Origin of the sequence: Acinetobacter sp. BD54 (assembly GCF_044778325.1) — a bacterium.
GTDB lineage: Bacteria > Pseudomonadota > Gammaproteobacteria > Pseudomonadales > Moraxellaceae > Acinetobacter > Acinetobacter baumannii.
Map to the genome: position 1 here is coordinate 153,558 of NZ_JANJEP010000006.1, position 18,491 is coordinate 172,048.

At 38.2% G+C, this 18,491-nt stretch carries 18 protein-coding genes; 12 read left to right on the top strand and 6 right to left on the bottom strand.

The genetic code is table 11. The annotated features are described in order from the left end of the window. Nucleotides 1–2: 2 nt before the first annotated feature. Complete coding sequence (locus NQ782_RS11785) at nucleotides 3–830, top strand: RsiV family protein (RefSeq protein ID WP_024435806.1); 828 nt, start codon at nucleotides 3–5, stop codon at nucleotides 828–830. A gap of 202 nt (nucleotides 831–1,032) precedes the next feature. Here NQ782_RS11785 and NQ782_RS11790 read toward each other — a convergent pair whose 3' ends face one another. Beyond that, nucleotides 1,033–1,434, bottom strand: a complete 402-nt coding sequence (locus NQ782_RS11790) for a DoxX family protein (RefSeq protein WP_000157577.1) — start codon at nucleotides 1,432–1,434, stop codon at nucleotides 1,033–1,035. Between the two features lie 109 nt (nucleotides 1,435–1,543). Here NQ782_RS11790 and NQ782_RS11795 point away from each other — a divergent pair, with 109 nt between their 5' ends. The 5 genes from NQ782_RS11795 to NQ782_RS11815 all read left to right on the top strand — a co-directional run bounded on the left by NQ782_RS11795 (nucleotide 1,544) and on the right by NQ782_RS11815 (nucleotide 6,692). Then, entirely contained in the window at nucleotides 1,544–2,158 is a 615-nt protein-coding gene (locus NQ782_RS11795) for a TetR/AcrR family transcriptional regulator (RefSeq protein WP_000622631.1), read from the top strand. Between the two features lie 101 nt (nucleotides 2,159–2,259). Next, nucleotides 2,260–2,676, top strand: coding sequence for a hypothetical protein (locus NQ782_RS11800; RefSeq protein WP_000739326.1), 417 nt, complete (start codon nucleotides 2,260–2,262; stop codon nucleotides 2,674–2,676). Nucleotides 2,677–3,141: 465 nt separating this feature from the next. Further along, complete coding sequence (locus NQ782_RS11805; RefSeq protein ID WP_057094074.1) at nucleotides 3,142–4,563, top strand: GntP family permease; 1,422 nt, start codon at nucleotides 3,142–3,144, stop codon at nucleotides 4,561–4,563. Between the two features lie 33 nt (nucleotides 4,564–4,596). Continuing rightward, nucleotides 4,597–5,382, top strand: coding sequence for a 3-hydroxybutyrate dehydrogenase (locus tag NQ782_RS11810; protein WP_000163854.1), 786 nt, complete (start codon nucleotides 4,597–4,599; stop codon nucleotides 5,380–5,382). Between the two features lie 323 nt (nucleotides 5,383–5,705). Further along, nucleotides 5,706–6,692, top strand: a complete 987-nt coding sequence (locus NQ782_RS11815) for an AraC family transcriptional regulator (RefSeq protein WP_031985676.1) — start codon at nucleotides 5,706–5,708, stop codon at nucleotides 6,690–6,692. A 68-nt stretch (nucleotides 6,693–6,760) separates the two neighbouring features. On the opposite strand, the gene NQ782_RS11820 is transcribed toward NQ782_RS11815, so the two are convergent. After that, entirely contained in the window at nucleotides 6,761–8,104 is a 1,344-nt protein-coding gene (locus NQ782_RS11820) for an aromatic acid/H+ symport family MFS transporter (RefSeq protein WP_057093015.1), read from the bottom strand. Nucleotides 8,105–8,432: 328 nt separating this feature from the next. Between NQ782_RS11820 and NQ782_RS11825 the strand changes: the two genes are divergently transcribed. From NQ782_RS11825 to NQ782_RS11845, 5 genes are read left to right on the top strand one after another with little or no spacing between them, the layout of a single operon-like run. After that, entirely contained in the window at nucleotides 8,433–9,683 is a 1,251-nt protein-coding gene (locus NQ782_RS11825) for a dienelactone hydrolase family protein (protein WP_002047180.1), read from the top strand. 12 nt (nucleotides 9,684–9,695) lie between these two features. After that, nucleotides 9,696–10,481 carry an SDR family oxidoreductase gene (locus NQ782_RS11830; RefSeq protein WP_057093017.1) on the top strand — a complete coding sequence of 262 codons (786 nt, stop codon included), beginning with the start codon at nucleotides 9,696–9,698 and terminating at the stop codon, nucleotides 10,479–10,481. Nucleotides 10,482–10,524: 43 nt separating this feature from the next. Next, nucleotides 10,525–11,763 (top strand): styrene monooxygenase/indole monooxygenase family protein, encoded by a 1,239-nt coding sequence (locus NQ782_RS11835; protein ID WP_057093019.1) that lies wholly within the window; start codon nucleotides 10,525–10,527, stop codon nucleotides 11,761–11,763. A gap of 28 nt (nucleotides 11,764–11,791) precedes the next feature. Continuing rightward, nucleotides 11,792–12,322 (top strand): flavin reductase family protein, encoded by a 531-nt coding sequence (locus tag NQ782_RS11840; protein ID WP_000379658.1) that lies wholly within the window; start codon nucleotides 11,792–11,794, stop codon nucleotides 12,320–12,322. Nucleotides 12,323–12,373: 51 nt separating this feature from the next. Further along, nucleotides 12,374–13,321 carry a transporter gene (locus tag NQ782_RS11845; protein ID WP_000843226.1) on the top strand — a complete coding sequence of 316 codons (948 nt, stop codon included), beginning with the start codon at nucleotides 12,374–12,376 and terminating at the stop codon, nucleotides 13,319–13,321. Nucleotides 13,322–13,379: 58 nt separating this feature from the next. Here the strand turns inward: NQ782_RS11845 and NQ782_RS11850 are convergent, their stop codons facing one another. The 4 genes from NQ782_RS11850 to antA all read right to left on the bottom strand — a co-directional run bounded on the left by NQ782_RS11850 (nucleotide 13,380) and on the right by antA (nucleotide 17,837). Beyond that, nucleotides 13,380–14,438 carry an AraC family transcriptional regulator gene (locus NQ782_RS11850; protein ID WP_057093022.1) on the bottom strand — a complete coding sequence of 353 codons (1,059 nt, stop codon included), beginning with the start codon at nucleotides 14,436–14,438 and terminating at the stop codon, nucleotides 13,380–13,382. Between the two features lie 449 nt (nucleotides 14,439–14,887). Then, nucleotides 14,888–15,922, bottom strand: a complete 1,035-nt coding sequence (gene antC, locus NQ782_RS11855; RefSeq protein WP_001987956.1) for an anthranilate 1,2-dioxygenase electron transfer component AntC — start codon at nucleotides 15,920–15,922, stop codon at nucleotides 14,888–14,890. A gap of 5 nt (nucleotides 15,923–15,927) precedes the next feature. Further along, nucleotides 15,928–16,419, bottom strand: a complete 492-nt coding sequence (gene antB / locus NQ782_RS11860; protein ID WP_000076811.1) for an anthranilate 1,2-dioxygenase small subunit — start codon at nucleotides 16,417–16,419, stop codon at nucleotides 15,928–15,930. A 2-nt stretch (nucleotides 16,420–16,421) separates the two neighbouring features. Next, on the bottom strand, nucleotides 16,422–17,837 hold the full coding sequence (gene antA / locus NQ782_RS11865; RefSeq protein WP_057093024.1) for an anthranilate 1,2-dioxygenase large subunit: 1,416 nt from the start codon (nucleotides 17,835–17,837) through the stop codon (nucleotides 16,422–16,424). A 222-nt stretch (nucleotides 17,838–18,059) separates the two neighbouring features. Here antA and NQ782_RS11870 point away from each other — a divergent pair, with 222 nt between their 5' ends. After that, entirely contained in the window at nucleotides 18,060–18,410 is a 351-nt protein-coding gene (locus tag NQ782_RS11870) for a winged helix-turn-helix domain-containing protein (RefSeq protein WP_000663108.1), read from the top strand. Nucleotides 18,411–18,491: the final 81 nt, after the last annotated feature.

Here is an 18,491-nt window from a genome sequence, read left to right on the forward strand (position 1 = left end):
TGATGAATAAAACTATTCTTGGCTTAATGGTAGTACCACTTGTATTGAGTGGATGTATAAAAAAAGCAGAGGAAAAACCAACAGAAAAAACGGAAAAAACCTCTACTATAAAAGCAACTGAACAGCCTCCAAAAGAAAAAAATATAATTCCTGCTATGCTAGTACGTAATTTTCTTGTGAAGTTTCAACAACCCAAAATTTGTGCTCCAAATCCAGATGTTGATGGAATTGTATGTACCTCTAAAGAAGCGATTGCACTTAAAAGTAATATTGAATGGATTGATCAAGTAATCGATAAGGAAATCCGTAAAGATTATGCAGATGCTCTTACACCTCCTTCAGAAAAGCAAAAGCAACTAAATCAAACCCAAGCTGAAGGGTTTAATAACTGGTCACAGAGTGTGGTTTATCGCTTTAATGGACAGTTTGGCCAATATGTGCAAATTTCGAAAGTAAGTTCAGAATATTCTGGCGGGGCTCATGGTATAGCAACTTTTGAAGATTATATTTTTGACTTAAAAAGTAAAAAACGCATTGAATTAAAAGATATTGTTATCAATGGAAAGATGAATGCGCTTAAAGAAGAATTGTGGAAACAATACGGATATTGGTGTCAAGAAAAAGATATGCAGCCTTATATTAGTAAAGAAGACTTTAAAGTAAGTGAAAATTTCTATATTAATCAATCAGGCGGGATTACATTTGATTTTCAGCTTTACGAATTGGCTCCATATGCTGCAGGTCCTGTGAGTTTAGAACTCTATGATACAGATCAACTGATAAAATCAGATTTTTTACCGCCAATGCCTACTTTAAAAACTGAAATGTAAAAATAACTCCTGCCTAATCCGATAAAGATATTAGAGCAAAATTTTTATATTAATTTACAATCTCTAGTAAATGGTAATAGTCACAATGGCACAGAATTTTTTGAGGAAGAGGATTATTCGGAGTCTCTATTAAAGAGCCCTGTGAAGACAGAACTCACTATTTATGTAACACAGAAGATTTTGAGTTTTTGATTATCTCAACTTATTTCTTGGTGGCTATTGCTGCTAATAGAAGCCCTCCACTTAAAGCAATATGTTCTAATACAATTTGGAAATCCTGAGTTCTTTGTGGTTCAGCTAATTTCCAAAAAGGATGTCCAATAGGAATACAAAGTAAAGTGAAAATGGCTAGTATTCCTGCACCCAACCATGTAAGCCCTGCAAAATTTGAAATAAGTAGAATTGATCCTATAAGTTGAATGGCAATAGTTGCAAAAGCAAATAATTGAGGAAGTGGTAAATTTGCTCCAATCATTTCATTAACAACAGTATCAAAGTTAAACACACCAAAAATACCAGCGATTAAAAAGAATGAAGATAAAACTATTCGTCCAATAACTAATGTGTAATTACTTGATAAAGTATTATGAATTAAGGATGCCATAAGGAGATTATTCCTATATAGAGTTGATGGTAACGATTGTTACCATCATACTTTTGTACATGGTAATGTCAATAACCATGGCATGCCTTTTATTTTGTAGGAAAGAATTGTGATAAGTGAAAGTACCAAAACCAATCAAATTGATAATAAAAATCGCCTTATAATTCAAACAGTAGGTGATCTTTTTCTAGAGTATGGTTACTCAAGAGTTTCTATTAATTTAATTATTTCCAAGATCGGGGGGTCTAAAAGAGATCTATATGCTCAGTTTGGAGATAAGGAGGGGCTTTTTAGGAGTGTGATTGCGGATGTGTGCCAGCAAGTACTTGATCCACTAAAAGCCTTACCAGTAGAAGGTGGCTCAATTGAGCAAGCACTTACTTCTTTTGGAAGAATATTTTTATCAGTACTTTTATCTTCTCGCGTAATTGCTTTACAGAAACTGGTACTTTCAGAAGCGACTCGTTATCCAGAGTTTGCAAAAACATTTGTACAATTAGGTCCAGTTAGTGCATATAACTTAGCAGCAGAACTTTTAATGAAAAGGGCTGAGGTTGGGGAGATAAAAGTTTCAAAACCGAAAGTCATGGGTGCTTTATTTTGCGATATGCTCATCTCAGATCTACAATTTAAAATTATATCTGGTGAAATAGTTACTGATAGTCAAATAGATGAACGTGTTGAAATGGCAGTTTTAACTTTCCTAAATGGTATAAAAAGCTAAAGTTCGGTTCAACTGAGCGAATATACTTGCGCAAAAACCGTAAAATTAATGAATAAGATCTGAAATGTTAAATTTTACACATTATTAAAGTGGATAATATCATGAAAAAAAACATTTTTTTAGCTTTAGTTCTGGGCTTAGTTGGGTGCTCAACAGCTCCAGTTGTTCCGAATACAGCGAAACTGATACCTAATGAGAGAGTATACAATCAGAACTATTTAAAGAAACAGACTCCTGAACAAGCAAAAGTTACTTTTTCACGAGATAAAGGTTTTCTAGGATCTGGTTGTACTCATGATATGTATGTAAATAACGAAAAAGTATTTTCAATTCGCTCAAACGAAATCGCTACAATTTATCTTGAGCCTAAATATTATATCTTTAGATTAGAAACTGGTGGGGGAATGTGCCCAAATATTGCCACTTCTCAAGAAACAGAAGTCAAACCAGGGACAGAGATAGAATATCGAATTTTACTTCCATCTGACTTTAATTTAAGACTAACTCGAATGAAATAAGAGAGTAAGATCTTTTGTCTAAAGCAAACAAGCAATATTAGATTTTAATTAAACCCACTCGTCATTAGGTGGGTTTTTCTTACTTGCTAATAGATTATTGATCTCAACTAACAAAATATTTATTAAATTAATTTATAAAATATATTATTCAATTGACTTTATTAAATAATATAGAAACATTAATTTAATTTACTCAATAATTAATAAGTTTTATAAAACAATAATATTTTTTAATAATTAAATTTTACCAAGAGAATTAAATAAGTTCTTGTAATTTATTGTGATTTAAAAATTTAAATAAATTACATTGTTTTTAAATATTTTAGTGATATTTTATTTTTAAGCTCATTTACCTATTACCATCCATAGATATTGTGATTTTTATCATTATAGGTTTGGGATAACCTAAATATCTTTTGGTAATTTTATTGAACCTAATATCTATTCTTTAGGGAGAAAGAATATATGTGGGAATTATTTGTAATTCTAATTTCGCTTGGGCTGTTGATGTATACAGCTTACAAGGGCTTTTCTGTCATTCTCATGGCACCAATTTGTGCCTTACTTGCAGTTTTACTCATTAATCCGGCCAATGTTTTACCGTTTTATTCGGGCGTCTTTATGCCCAAAATGGTGAACTTTATTAAAGATTACTTTCTTGTGTTTTTGCTGGGGGCAATTTTCGGTAAAGTCGTTGAAATGTCAGGAATTGCTGAGTCTATTGCTCGAACCATTGTAAGATGGATTGGGGCAAAAAAAGCAATTTTAACGGTTGTATTACTAGGTGCAATTTTAACCTATAGCGGTGTAAGTTTATTTGTTGCTGTATTTGCAATTTATCCCTTTGCAAACCAGCTTTTTAGACAAGCGAATATTCCAAAACGTTTAATTCCAGGAACCATCGCGCTGGGTGCATTTACATTTACCATGGATGCATTGCCTGGTACACCACAAATTCAAAACGTAATTCCAACCACATTCTTTGGCACCAATATTTATGCTGCACCATTTCTAGGAATTATCGGTGCTATCTTTGTTCTATGCATGGGTTTGGCTTACTTAGAATGGCGTCGCCGTGCAGCTGTAAAAGCTGGTGAGGGATACTCTGGTTTTGGTGTAGACGATACGCCGTCTCAAGAAATTGAAGCCGATATGAACTTACAAAATAATGAAAGTACGGCTCGTCAGTTTTTAGCGTTTGTACCCCTTATTCTTGTTGCAGTAATGAACAAATATTTGTCTAAAGCAATCAAAGAGTGGTATCCAAATGGTTTTGATTTTGCCACTGTCGGTCTAGCGGATTACACCGTGGATGTTGCGAAAACTGGTGCGATCTGGGCGGTGGGCCTTGCGCTTATTGTCGGGATTATTTCTGCAATTTTGTTTGATTATCAGCGTGTAGTGACGAACTTTAAAGAAGGCATTAATGCCAGTATTGGTGGCTCACTTTTAGCGGTGATGAATACCGCATCTGAGTATGGTTTTGGTGCAATTATTGCGTCATTACCGGGTTTTGCCATGATTAGTCATGCAATGAGCAGTACCTTCACAAATCCATTAGTCAATGGGGCTGTGACCACAACTGTTTTAGCAGGTATTACTGGTTCAGCTTCTGGGGGTATGAGTATCGCTTTAAGTGCGATGGCTGAACAATATAACGCCGCGATTTTAGCTGCGGGTATTCCACCAGAAGTCATGCACCGTGTAGTTGCGATGGCGTCAGGCGGTATGGATACGCTTCCGCATAATGGTGCTGTTATCACTTTACTCGCTGTTACAGGCTTAACCCATAAACAATCGTATAAAGATATTTTTGCAGTCACGGTAATTAAAACGTTAGCGGTATTTGTGGTCATTACGGTCTTTACCGTAACAGGTATTGTTTAAATCAGCACGTTATAAGTATTAAGGAGTAAATAAATGACAAAACTTTTAGACGGTAAGGTCGCTTTTATTACAGGTTCTGCAAGTGGTATCGGTCTAGAGATTGCTAAGAAATTTGCTCAAGAAGGTGCCAAAGTTGTTATTTCTGATATGAATGCCGAAAAGTGCCAAGAAACGGCGAGCTCACTTAAAGAGCAAGGTTTTGATGCCTTATCTGCACCATGTGATGTAACTGATGAAGATGCTTATAAACAAGCTATTGAGCTCACTCAAAAGACCTTTGGTACGGTTGATATCTTAATTAATAATGCTGGTTTCCAACATGTTGCGCCTATTGAAGAATTTCCAACGGCTGTTTTTCAAAAGTTAGTTCAAGTCATGTTAACTGGGGCATTTATTGGTATTAAACATGTTTTTCCAATCATGAAAGCTCAAAAATATGGTCGTATTATTAATATGGCTTCAATTAATGGCTTGATTGGTTTCGCTGGAAAGGCAGGTTATAACAGCGCTAAACATGGCGTAATTGGTCTAACAAAAGTTGCCGCATTAGAATGTGCACGTGATGGTATTACGGTAAATGCTTTATGTCCGGGGTATGTAGATACACCATTGGTTCGTGGGCAAATTGCAGACTTGGCTAAAACCCGTAATGTAAGTTTAGACAGCGCACTTGAGGATGTAATTTTGGCAATGGTTCCTCAAAAGCGTTTGTTATCTGTTGAAGAAATCGCTGATTATGCAATTTTCCTTGCGAGTGAAAAAGCAGGTGGGGTAACAGGCCAAGCTGTCGTGATGGATGGCGGTTATACGGCCCAATAATTTAATTGTTTTATAAAAGCCGCTTATTCTATATAAGCGGTTTTTTATTCGTTAAAAATTTATGATTATCTACTGTTCAAAATAATGCTTTATCTCTACTATAAGTTGTTATAAAAAACTAAGAAAATAAGTTCTTTAAGGTATAAATTTATACTTTAAAGGTATTTAACTTATTTCCATTTTTAAAATTTAATAGAGTATGAGAAAGTAATATTTACGCTATTTCCTGATTAGATATTTTCAGGAAAACTCGTCAATTAAAGGATATTAATTGGCATACAAGTTGCTTTTTTAGCAATAAGTTTTAGCTAGGTGAAAAGGATATGATATCACTCAGCCAACAGATGGAACTCAATCATTATTCCCGCAAAGCTGAATTTGCGCAGAATCTGATGTCCACAATTTGTGGTGAACACCGTCTAGACACAATTTACAAAGATAATCTCGATTTCCACTATGACGGAATGCGTTTGCCCAATAAAAAAATGGCAATCGGCACAATCAGTTATGGTGCAAACGTCGCTATCAACATCTCAAATTTAAAAGCTTATAGCATTAGTTTACCTATACAGGGGCGACAAGCTCTCAACATTCGTGGTGCACATTATCAATCTGATGAAAACAGAGGCCTAATTGTTTCAAATAATGATCAACAAGATCTGATTATCGATAAAGACTGTAGAAAATTTCAGGTGGTTATTCCTGAGCGAAGTATGCAGATTGTCCTTGCAGATTTACTGAATAAACCTATAGAAACGCCTATCATTTTTAACCCTGAAATGCACTTAGACTCTGAGCAACTGATTGGAGCGTGGTGGAAGAATATTCAGAATTTTTTACAGCTAAAATCGCAATATAGCAATTTTTATGGTTTACAGATGTTATCTGAAGACTATGAAAATTTTGTAATTAAAGCCTTACTATTATCTCAAGAAAACAACTACTCTGAAGCTTTAAAGTCACTCTCACATCAAGATGAGCCAGCTTATATTCGAAAGGTTCGTAATTTTATTATTGAACATGCTCACGAAGAAATCTGTGCAGAAGACTTGCAGCGTTTGGCTGGGGTTTCAAAATCAAAATTGTATGATGAATTTCAACAGTACTATGGCACCAGCCCAATGTCGTATTTAAAAAAATATCGCCTCCAACAAATTTACAAAATCCTGAGCACCACAGGTGCAGATAGAAAGGTTTCTATTTCAAAGCTTGCCTATGACTGGGGGTTTAACCATTTAAGTCGTTTTTCTCAAGAGTATCGTGAAGAATTTGGAGAAAACCCAAGTGAGACCAAAGGCAAAATTTTCTGATATTTAATTTTCCAAATAAAAAAACTGATTTAGGCAACTAAATCAGTTTTTTATTTATCAATTAATATTTATAGACTTTCTTCGAGCTTTAACACTTGTTTGTGTTTAGATTTTTCATAGATCACTTTTAGGCTAAGTGCAATAAATGAGATGAAGGTTGGTATTGCTAGAATAAAGAAAATACCGCTTAAGCTTAGGTTGAAAGTGAAAATGAGCGAACCAAAGAAAGCGCCTAAAATTGCACCGATACGACCGATGCCATGCATCCATGAAACACCAACCGCGCGGCATACTGCTGGATAGAACATAGCTGCAAGTGGCAGTAATGAAGACTGTGCACCAGCGAGTAAAGCACCAATTAAGAAAATAGTAAGACCCAATAAGAAAATATTTGAGCTCACCAAACCTGCAACCATGAATAGGACGAAAGCAATCAGATATGAATATTTAATGACTGTAGTTGGGTTCAGTTTATCCATGTACCATCCCATAATGGTTGCACCAATTACACCACCAAAAGGGAAAATCGCAGCAATTAAACTAAACTGTTGAGTACTAAAACCTGCTGTTTTTAAAATCGTTGGCATCCAGCTTGTTAAAAGATAAAACACCAACAGACTGGTAAAGCAGCAGAGCCAAAGCATGCTTGAACCCCACAGGTATTTTCCTAAAACCACTTTAACTGGATTTTCATCTGATGCAGTTTCTGCTTGAGTTAAAACAAGTTTTACAGGTTCTTGAAAAGAATGACCTTGAATATTTTCTAGAATACGCTGAGCTTTGTCTTGTTGATGACGTGTAATTAAGTATTGAGTTGATTCAGGTAATTTAAGCAATAAAGCAACCACTAAAATTAGGGGAATGCTTCCACCAATAATAATAACCTTAGCCCAACCATAGCTTTCTAACAGATAAGCGGATAGCACACCGCCACAAGAAATACCCAGCATAAAACCACAGCCAGCAAGACCTGTAAGGAATGCTTTACGTTTTACGGGCATATATTCAGAGACAATCGTACTGATGTTTGGCATGGCTGCGCCTAAACCAACACCTGTAATAAAGCGATAAATCATTAAGTCTTGGGTTGAATTGGCAAAGCCACACAAAATCGTAAATATGGAAAATAAAAGGCTTGTAAAAACAATAACGCCTTTGCGGCCAAACTTATCGGACAGAGGCCCAGAAATGATTGCACCGATCGACATGCCGACTAAAGCAGCACTTAAAACGGGAGCAAGCTGAGGCTTGGTAATTCCCCAATCATCCAGCAATGCTGGAGCAACAAAACCAATAATTCCTGTGTCTAGACCATCACAGAAAAAGACAAAAAAGCCTAGGATAAAAACCATCCACTGTAAGGGAGACAGTTTTTCGCGATTGATAATCGTATTTGCATCTATCGTTATCATATGTATTCCTTCTTAAAATTATCTAATTCCCTGAGTAATTCAATGTATTCGTTACAAAACCTGTGTCTTTGATTGAACTATTTTTAGCCAGTCTTCACTATCCAATAAGTCCTAATCTTCATCCATTTTTTCCAAATTAGATAAAAAGTATTAATTTCATTTTTACTTTAAGTTTTTGAAATATAGATATTTCTTTGTTTTTAATTTTTATCCAGTTTGATTGATTTTGATAATTACGCAGAGATTGGATAGTGCTTGCAGCTTTTGGACAGTCTAAAAAAAATTTCAGATAGAAGATAAAGCCATAACAATGTCAGGAGTTGACACTATGGCTGGTCAAACCATTCAAATTAAAACTGCATCTGGAAAGCAGTTCAGTGCATATCTAGCGACACCAGAAACAGGAAAAGGACCTGGTGTGGTGCTTTGTCAGGAAATCTTTGGAGTGAATGCAGCAATGCGGGAAAAGGCAGATTTTCTTGCAGAAGAAGGCTATACCGTTTTAGTACCTGATTTATTTTGGCGTGTAGCACCTAATATTGAACTGGGTTATACACCAGAAGATTTTCAAAAAGCTTTTGAACTTTATCAGCAATATGACGAAAACCTCGGTGTTGAAGATATTCAAGACAGCTTAGCTTTTTTAAAGACACGACCAGAATGTGATACCTCTACAGGTCTCGGCGTGGTGGGCTATTGTTTAGGTGGAAAGCTAGCTTACTTGGCAGGCTGTCGACTTTCTGAAGTAGCATGTGCCGTAGGTTATTACGGTGTAGGCATTGAAAAAGCGTTAGATGAGTTAGCTAACGTAAAAGGGCGTTTGGTTTTACATATTGCAGAACTGGACCAATTTACACCGCCAGATGCGAGACAAGCGATTGTCGATACAGCTAATCAATATTCAAATGTACAAGCTTATGTTTACGAAGGCGTTGATCATGCCTTTGCACGACCAAAAAGCAACCATTACCACAAACCTTCAGCACGCTTTGCTCACGAGCGTACAGTAACAGCTCTACATGAAACGATTGGACCGAAATATGACCTAGTCGCACTCTGGGAAGAGCATATCCGTCATGAGTTCGATACGCGTGACGTCCCCGCAACTATGGCAACAATGGTCGCAGAACCTTATGTCAACCATATTCCAACGTTAACTGGTGGGGTAGGTCAAAGCCAGCTTGCTCGTTTTTATCAGTATCACTTTGTTCATCAAAACCCAAAAGATATGAAGATCACTTCGATCTCTCGTACGGTTGGCTCAACGCAAGTGGTAGACGAGTTCATTATGAGCTTTACCCACGACGCTGAAATTGACTGGTTATTACCGGGTGTAAAACCGACTGGTAAATATGTCGAAATACCAATGTTAGGTGTAATTCAGTTCAGAGGTTCAAAGCTGTGCCATGAGCATATTTACTGGGACCAAGCATCGGTGCTCGTTCAAATTGGTTTATTAGACCCAACAGGCTTACCAGTTGCAGGTGTCGAGACAGCGCGAAAACTTCTTGATGAAGATCTTCCTTCCAATACGTTGATGCCATCTTGGTCAAGTAGTGAAGGCAAGCCAGTTAGTTAAGGAGTATTTGCAATGAATATAGATTTAAAAGGAAAAGTCGCTGTGGTGAGCGGCGGTGCAACACTGATTGGTAAAGCTGTTGTACAAGCCTTAGTCAGGGCAGGTGCCCATGTCGCTATCTTAGATATTGATGCCAAAGGTAAGGCGATTGCCGAGAGCTTTAACGATGATGTGATGTTTATTCAAACCGATTTAACCAGTGATGCGGCTATCCACCAAGCCGTGGCGGATATTCACCAACATTTAGGTGAAGTGAGTTACTTGGTCAATCTGGCATGTACCTACTTAGATGATGGTTTTAAATCCTCACGTCAGGACTGGTTACAAGCACTCGATCTTAATTTGGTCTCTACCGTTGAGCTGAGCCGTGCTTTATACAATGACCTAAAAAAGCAGCAAGGTTCAATTGTTAACTTTACTTCCATTTCAGCCAAAGTGGCACAAACAGGACGCTGGTTATATCCGGTTTCTAAGGCCGCGATACGTCAACTCACACAAAGCATGGCAATGGATTTTGCTGCCGATGGTATTCGCGTCAATTCGGTTTCTCCGGGTTGGACATGGTCTCGTGTCATTGCAGAAGTCAGTGGCAATAACCGTGAAAAAGCCGATAGCGTGGCAGCCGATTATCACTTACTAGGCCGATTGGGTCATCCAGAAGAAGTCGCCAATGTTGTTTTGTTTTTATTGTCACCTGCTGCGAGCTTTGTTACCGGAGCAGATTATGCGGTCGACGGTGGCTATTCAGTAATGGGCCCTGAAGGATCACAGCCCGCTATTCCACGTTTAGCCGAATAGCACAGCGTTTTAAAAGCACATTTAGAAAATTATGGAGAATATTATGCGCCGTATTGCAATTGTTGGAGCAGGACAGTCTGGTTTACAGCTTGGTTTGGGCTTATTAGATACAGGCTATGACGTAACCATGATTACCAACCGAACTGCCGATGAAATTCGTCAAGGTAAAGTCATGTCAAGCCAGTGTATGTTTCATACCGCTTTACAAACTGAACGTGACTTGGGACTAAATTTTTGGGAAGAACAATGTCCAGCAGTAGAAGGTATTGGGCTAGCTTTAGTTAATCCTGAAAATGGTGCTAAAGCATTTGAATGGAGTGCTCGTCTTGAGCGCTACGCACAATCGGTCGATCAACGCGTCAAAATGCCATATTGGATGGAAGAGTTCGAACGCCGTGGCGGTCGATTGGTAATTCAGGATGTTGGAATAGAAGAGTTGGAACAACTCGCAAACGACTACGAGCTTGTATTACTCGCGGCTGGTAAAGGTGAGGTTGTTAAGCAATTTGAGCGTGATGATGCACGTAGTGTTTTTGATAAACCGCAGCGCGCTTTGGCATTGACCTATGTCAAAAACATGAAGCCAATTTCACCTTATTCACGTGTGACTTTTAACATTATTCCCGAAGTTGGTGAATACTTTTCATTTCCGGCACTAACCATCAATGGGCCTTGCGACATTATGGTGTTCGAAGGTATTCCAAATGGACCGATGGATTGCTGGCAAGATGTGAAAACACCAGAACAGCACCTGCAATGTAGTCTGGACTTACTCAAGAAATTTGTGCCTTGGGAATATGAACGCTGTGCAAATGTTGAGATAACCGATGCTGGCGGTTATTTGGCAGGGCGTTTCCCGCCGACGGTACGTAAGCCCGTTTTAACCTTACCGTCTGGCAAAAAGATTTTTGGCATGGCAGATGCCTTAGTGGTCAATGATCCAATTACCGGTCAAGGCTCAAACAATGCGGCTAAGTGTAGCAAGATCTATTTTGATGCCATTTTAGCCAATGATAATCAAAGCTTTAGCGAACAATGGATGGTTCAAACTTTTGAACGCTATTGGGCTTATGCAGAAAAAGTCGTGGCTTGGACCAATAGCTTGTTATTACCACCAGAGCCTCATGTCGTTGAACTCCTAGCAGCTGCAAGCCAAAACCAGAGCATTGCTTCAATTATAGCCAATAACTTTGATGACCCGCGCGCCTTTGCTCCGTGGTGGTTTGATGCAGATCAAGCTCAGGCATTCTTAGCTTCAAAAAACACAGCAAAAGTCGCTTAAGGTCAAAATATCAAAGGGAGATTTAAAAATGGACACAATTGAAACTTTATCTTTACAAGCGATTAATATTGAAAACCCAAGAGAAATTCGTAACTTGCTTGGTCAGTTTGCAACTGGCGTTACCGTGATTACCACTCGTGGTAAAGATGGCCGGAAAATAGGTATGACAGCCAATTCATTTTCATCTCTGTCGTTAGATCCGCCATTAATTTTGTGGAGCCTTTCAAAAACAGCGCCAAGTTTGCCTGATTTTGTAGAAGCTGAATATTTTGCTATTCACATGTTGGCACAAGAGCATCATCAGCTTTCGGGACATTTTGCTCGAGGTGCGGAAGATAAATTTGCAGGCATTGCCCATCAGCAATGCAATGCAGGCGTTCCAATTTTGACGGATGCACTCGCAACCTTGGTTTGCCGTAATGTAAATCAGTATGAAGGCGGAGATCACCTGATTTTTATTGGTCAAATTGAACAATACCAACAGCGTCAAGGTGAGCCTTTAGTATTCCACGCAGGAAAATATCGGATTGCCGCTGAGCATCCAGAATTAGCACATTAATTCACCATAATCACGATCAATCCGGTCGTGATTTTTTTAGGAAATAAGAAGATGAAAAGCACTTTAATTAAACATGGCTTTTTAGCAGGGACATTGTTAGGTTTGCCGTTGGTTACACATGCCTATGATTTACCGACCGTAAATTTAGGCATGACCAGCTTTCTCGATGGCGGATTACCTGCAGGGCCCGGCTGGTATGCTCAAACCTATTTTCAAAATTATGATAGCAATAAACTGGTTGATGCCAATGGACAAAAACTCGGTTTACCTAAAACAGATTTAAATTATCAAGTACTGGTTGAGCAGATTAGTTATTTATCGAATGTCCGAGTAAAAGATAAAGCTAGTCTAGGCATAAATTTTTTAATTCCTTTTGTCAGCAAAATGGACATGGATGATGGCTTAAATAATGCTGCTATTAAGGCCCAAAGTGGCTTTGGGGACATTATGATCGGACCTTTTATTCAGTTCGATCCAGTCATGGGTGCGCAAGGGCCGAAGTTTGTACATCGTTTTGAGTTTCAGGTGAATTTACCTACTGGCGAATACGACCAGCAAAAAGATATTAACCCAAGTAATAATGCTGTTTCATTTGACCCGTATTGGGCTGCCACATATTGGTTTAATCCCAAATGGACTGCGTCAACACGTATCCATTATCTCTATAACTTTAAAAATGATGACCCAAGCTATGCGTTTGCAGGTGCAAATGATATGCAAGCTGGGCAAGCAATTCATGCAAACTTCGCAACAGACTATGCCATTACTGAACAGTTCCGCTTGGGACTAAATGGCTATTGGCTAAAACAAATCACTGACACTGAAGTGGATGGTGAAAAAGTTAAAGGTAGACGTGAGCAAGTCTGGGCAATTGGTCCGGGGGCGATGTATAGTTTTTCTAAAAATGATCACTTGGTTGCAAATGCTTATTTTGAGCAAGACGCTGAAAACCGACCAGAAGGAACACGATTACAAGTTCGTTATGTTCATCATTTCTAAGTCATAAAAAAAAGCCTTTTATATTTATTGATATAAAAGGCTTTATCTATTTTTTAGTTTAAGAAAAAATAGAAGTAATTAAGCCTGAGCCTTCACTTTGACCAGAACGGCGAGTAGAAGAAGGTAATTCACCATAACGGCGTTTGTACTCTTGAGAAAAACGGCCTAAGTGAGTAAATCCCCATTTAAATGCAACGTCAGTGACCGATAGATGTTCATTATGCATAAGTTCTAAATGGGCTTGTTCAAAGCGTAATTCTTTAAGATAAGACATTGGGGTGGTTCCCAAATAATTTTTAAAACCAGTAAATAGGGTTCTTACGCTCACGCCTGCATGTTCAGCTAAAATCTCGACATTAAGCGGCTCATGCAAGTGTTCTTTAATATATGCTTCTGTGCGCTTCACGAAATAAGGAGATACCGTTTTTTCTTTATATTGATCAATTTTATGTAATGCATTATTGGGCTGACCATAAATCAGTGCATTAAATAAATTTGACCCAAACTGTTTAAAGGCTAAAGGATGATGGAGAGGGTGTTGCTCGCATGCTAAAGCATCCATCAATGTTCTAACCAGCTGTAAAAAATAGGCTCCACCTTGGGTAGAAAAATCTAATTTTGGGTCAAAAATGAGTAAGTTATTTTCTGAATCGGTAATGTGTTGACGGCAATGGTAAGTAAAATCATCCTTTGACACTTTTAGAATGAGCTGTGGTGAGTTTGCATGCCAGCGCATACGTAAAGATTGCTGAGGAGAAATAAGAGAAGCAACTTGAGAATAAGAAATGAACTTTTGCGAACCAAACTCGATTTCTGCATAGCCCTGAGTTGGAATCTGAATTAAGTAAAAGTTATCCAGATGATCTGGTTCAATAATGACATCTGCGCCATATTCCAAGCGACTAATAGACAATGCGCCTGTTTTAACATGGTGCATAGTTGCACTGAAATCTCGCTTCTGATGAGAGATTTTAAGATCATGCGGTTTAAAAATTTGGCCTACATTTCGGCAGGTTTCGCTTAAATCGTGGTGATCGAACACCAAATTATGATCAGTAAAGATCGGCTCATTTTGAAAATGACGTCCATTGAGTTCGTGGGAGTTGGCTTGGTTCATATTTATCCCTTTTGGCTCACTCCTGTATTTACCAATGCTGCAAAAGTTTTAAACTTTCACTGTGCAATAAGTAAATACGGCACTTAAAAATTAAGTTAAGCGTAAAATACAATGAGATATAAGCAAGATATAGACCAATCTAACCGCTAGTTATTGTGATTTTCTCAAACTTTTACGTCGGATTTTGTCCATCAATTTAATACATTCGAGAAATAGAATAGGGGGATATAAAAGGTGCTATAACTTAATCTCATCATGATCTTATTCCTTAAGATCTATCAAAATTTATAACAAATCCATGCGAACTGGTCAATTTATTTTGTCGGAATTCATTATTTTATATTATTGATATATAAAAGCTTTTAATTTAAATGCAAAAATTCAATATACCCCTTATAAGAGTATATTGAATCATTTCAGGTTTAGTAGTTTTTAAGCTATTTATACTTTTAGCGTGAGGTATTGCTCTGTAAAAATTTCTCGCTGTAGATACGGTAGTTTTGCAAAGCTTGTTCATCTAACCAATTTTTAACGGCTTCAATCATTGGCGGTGGGCCACATAAATACATATCAAAAGCTTGCTCGGCCAGTTGATCTTTATTTAAGTGCTCATGGATATAACCGGCTTTACCTTGCCAAGTTTCCGTTGCCTTAGTCACAATCGGGTGATAGCTAAAGTTGGGTAGCTGTTCTGCATAGGCCTGTAAACGCTGTTGTTCACACAAGTCAGTTTCACTATTTACGCCGTAGTACAACTGAACTGCAGGTGAGTTAGGCTGTTCAACCAAGTTATCAAGCATTCCCAAGAAAGCTGATAAGCCAGTTCCACCTGCCACAAAAACCAATGGTCGTTCTACTTCACGTAAATAGAAACTACCAAGCGGTGCTTCAATAAGTAAGCTTTGTCCAACCTGACAACGATCACGCAGGTAATTACTCATCACACCGTCTGGTAAGAGACGAATTAAAAATTGTAATTGATTGGTCGCATTTGGTCTATTTGCAAAAGAATATGAGCGCCAATCTTCAGTATCTGGTATTTGCAAACGAGCGTATTGACCTGGCAAAAACTGAAGTTGTTCAGCATGACTGCTCGCATCAAGATGTAAAATTGCTGTTGTTTCTGAAACCAGCTCAACCGCAGTCACTTTGGTTTCAATTTTTAAGGTATCACCAGCATTGCAAATAGCAGAATCATGATCGAAATAAAAAGCTGCATCTGATTTTACACGCGTCTGGCAAGCTAACATTTTTCGCTCGGCCAAATCACGTTCACTTAATGCATCTTCATCGACATATTCTTGCTCATAAATGCCGGTTTCACACTGTCCCTGACAGGTACCACAAACACCTTCGCGGCAGTCTAACGGCAAGTTAATTCCTTGACGAACTGCCGCATCAAGCAACAATTCGTCGTTATTTACCGAAATGAAAAAGGTTTTGCCATCGGCAAAGTTAAGTGCAACTGAATGTCCCATTTTCATTCCCCTTAAACGTGATAGAAGTCTAAAACGGAATCAATTTTGTCATTCAGCAAAATGCTGTGCTGACGACGAATACGGAAACTATCTGCTGTTTGGCGTAAAAGATAAGTAGCGTGTCCGTAAAAACAGCCTTCTAAACCTTGACGGTTATACAGCGTTTGCCATGCAACTTTTGCTTCAATTAATCCATCATCCAATGTTTTAACTCGAATGTTATTTATGCTGTGCAAAGTACGTGGTAACGGTGTTGCAGACGCTGCTTTTCCAGTACGAATACGGAATACACGGTCTTCGAGTCCAGTACGGTCTGCATAATAAATGTATGACAAGCCCTGATTTGGATCTTGAACATAGTTATGGTCATCAATCCACTGTGGAATATGATATTCACTATCTTCATCGTAAAGCTCTAGATAGGCATCCCAGTCATAAGCATCACAAAGTTCTGCTTTTTTGTACAAAAACTGAGATACAGCAAAATGTAGTTCTTGTGACATGGTTACACCTCATCCATTACGGCATTGTTTTCAAAAGTAATATCCTGCATTTTCAATGCTTTCTTGTTTAAGCCGTCGAGCATCAGACGTTGCCAATGTCCATGCTGGTTTACATAGAGTCCTTCATGGGTAAACTCACGGCCAGTAATGACGGGTTGAATGCCTAAATCTTGTGAATTTTTGGTTGCACCGTATTCCCAAGACTGACAACCGCGCGAAATATCACTCCAACGTTCAAGACGTGCTTGGAAACCTTTTTGCTGTTCACGGAATTCAACTAAATCATCTGGTGTACCAAGGCCTGATACGTTAAAAAAATCTTCAAACTGGCGAATACGGTTACGGCGCGCTTCAGCAGATTCACCTTTAACACCAATACACTGACTAATGACTTCGGTTTTATTCCATGCCACAGGGCGAACAATACGAAGCTGAGAACTAATTTGGTCCATAAAAAATAGGCTAGGGTACAAGTTTAAGTTTCTTAAACGGTGCATTGCCCATTCAGCATATTTGTCGCCATATTTTTCGACCATATATGGCATAACCGTGCTATAACCCGGACGAACTGTTGGGTTCGGCATGTCACTAAACAATACACTATGACCATTTTTAAAACTAAACCAGCCATCGTCAGTTTCTGAGTCACCAGCACCTAACTTGCTATAGTCAAGCGTATCGAGCTCTTCACCTTTTGATGCATTCACTTGCTGACGGTGTTGAACTGTAGAGACATAGTTATAGTGAACGGTACTTACATGATAGCCATCTAAGCCATTTTCATTTTGTAGCTTCCAGTTACCTGCAAAGGTATAAGATGACTTACCTTGTAATACTTCGAGTTCACCTGTTGGCGACTGGTTAACCATTAAATCAAGGAACAGTTTTGCATCGCCTAAAAAGTCTTCTAGGGAATCTGTTGCTTGAGTATCAAGGCTTACAAATACAAATCCACGATAGCTGGCAATACGGCCTTGTTTTAGACCACGGCTTGATTTATCAAAATCTTCACAATATTCGCTAGGCGCTTTGACTTTAACCAAACGGCCATCTGACTTATAGCACCATGCGTGGAACGGACAGGTAAATGTAGATTGATTGCCTTTAGCAACACGTGTTAAGGTCGCACCGCGGTGTTCACAAGCATTCACCATGGCATGTAGTTCGCCTTTACCATCACGGCTTACAATAATCGGTTGGCGGCCAATTTGAACGGTTAGGAAATCATGATTGTTTGGAATTTCACTTTCGTGACATGCATAAATCCAAACCTTTTCAAAAATAAATTCCATTTCCAAGTCAAATAGTTCTGGCTCGGTAAACATGTCGCGTGCAATACGAAACACGCCATCGTTAGGACGGAAGTCGATACATCCATCTATAAAATCATTCCATTGTTTTAAATTAGATGAGGTCATTTACTCAATCCTCCAATCAATCAGCTTTTAACTGATTGAACCGCGATTAAGCATTGCTCTCTATCCGTTTTTTCCAGATCTTTATCCACTTTGTGCAGATTTGATTTTTTAAATGAACTCTTTTTATGAAAGAGTAGAGATTTAAATTTGTATGTGTTTTAACCTATTACAGTTCCCTATAATGTTAAGCAGCATAAAAATGAAACTTTGTGAACTAAGTCTATGAAAGAACAAAACTTAAAATTACAAATCAGAATTCTTTTAGAGCAAGACATTGCATTTGGTCCGGGTAAGGCGGACTTACTTGAAGCAATTGCGAGAACAGGTTCAATCTCACAAGCTGCAAAATCTATGAATATGAGCTACCGCCGTGCATGGCAGTTGGTCGACACCATGAATCAATGCTTTGAAACAGTTTTAGTTGAAACGCAAACAGGCGGAACACATGGTGGTGGGGCAGCTGTCACAGCTTTGGGCCAGAAAGTCTTACAGCATTACCGTCAAATGGAAATCAATGCCCGACAAGCTTTAGAGCGTGATTACCAAATCATGAGTAGTTATTTAAAAGGTTAAGATTAAAGATTGCATAACGATGAAATCTTTTGATTTGGTATAGCTTTTGCTTAATATCACGTGCATGCTGAAAAAGCACTA

What these genes read in the sequence shown, in the direction of transcription:
- NQ782_RS11785 (WP_024435806.1), top strand. Translation starts at nt 3, where the DNA reads ATGAATAAAACTATTCTTGGCTTAATGGTAGTACCACTTGTATTGAGT.
- NQ782_RS11790 (WP_000157577.1), bottom strand. Translation starts at nt 1,434, where the DNA reads ATGGCATCCTTAATTCATAATACTTTATCAAGTAATTACACATTAGTT.
- NQ782_RS11800 (WP_000739326.1), top strand. Translation starts at nt 2,260, where the DNA reads ATGAAAAAAAACATTTTTTTAGCTTTAGTTCTGGGCTTAGTTGGGTGC.
- NQ782_RS11805 (WP_057094074.1), top strand. Translation starts at nt 3,142, where the DNA reads ATGTGGGAATTATTTGTAATTCTAATTTCGCTTGGGCTGTTGATGTAT.
- NQ782_RS11810 (WP_000163854.1), top strand. Translation starts at nt 4,597, where the DNA reads ATGACAAAACTTTTAGACGGTAAGGTCGCTTTTATTACAGGTTCTGCA.
- NQ782_RS11815 (WP_031985676.1), top strand. Translation starts at nt 5,706, where the DNA reads ATGATATCACTCAGCCAACAGATGGAACTCAATCATTATTCCCGCAAA.
- NQ782_RS11820 (WP_057093015.1), bottom strand. Translation starts at nt 8,104, where the DNA reads ATGATAACGATAGATGCAAATACGATTATCAATCGCGAAAAACTGTCT.
- NQ782_RS11825 (WP_002047180.1), top strand. Translation starts at nt 8,433, where the DNA reads ATGGCTGGTCAAACCATTCAAATTAAAACTGCATCTGGAAAGCAGTTC.
- NQ782_RS11830 (WP_057093017.1), top strand. Translation starts at nt 9,696, where the DNA reads ATGAATATAGATTTAAAAGGAAAAGTCGCTGTGGTGAGCGGCGGTGCA.
- NQ782_RS11835 (WP_057093019.1), top strand. Translation starts at nt 10,525, where the DNA reads ATGCGCCGTATTGCAATTGTTGGAGCAGGACAGTCTGGTTTACAGCTT.
- NQ782_RS11840 (WP_000379658.1), top strand. Translation starts at nt 11,792, where the DNA reads ATGGACACAATTGAAACTTTATCTTTACAAGCGATTAATATTGAAAAC.
- NQ782_RS11845 (WP_000843226.1), top strand. Translation starts at nt 12,374, where the DNA reads ATGAAAAGCACTTTAATTAAACATGGCTTTTTAGCAGGGACATTGTTA.
- NQ782_RS11850 (WP_057093022.1), bottom strand. Translation starts at nt 14,438, where the DNA reads ATGAACCAAGCCAACTCCCACGAACTCAATGGACGTCATTTTCAAAAT.
- antC (WP_001987956.1), bottom strand. Translation starts at nt 15,922, where the DNA reads ATGAAAATGGGACATTCAGTTGCACTTAACTTTGCCGATGGCAAAACC.
- antB (WP_000076811.1), bottom strand. Translation starts at nt 16,419, where the DNA reads ATGTCACAAGAACTACATTTTGCTGTATCTCAGTTTTTGTACAAAAAA.
- antA (WP_057093024.1), bottom strand. Translation starts at nt 17,837, where the DNA reads ATGACCTCATCTAATTTAAAACAATGGAATGATTTTATAGATGGATGT.
- NQ782_RS11870 (WP_000663108.1), top strand. Translation starts at nt 18,060, where the DNA reads ATGAAAGAACAAAACTTAAAATTACAAATCAGAATTCTTTTAGAGCAA.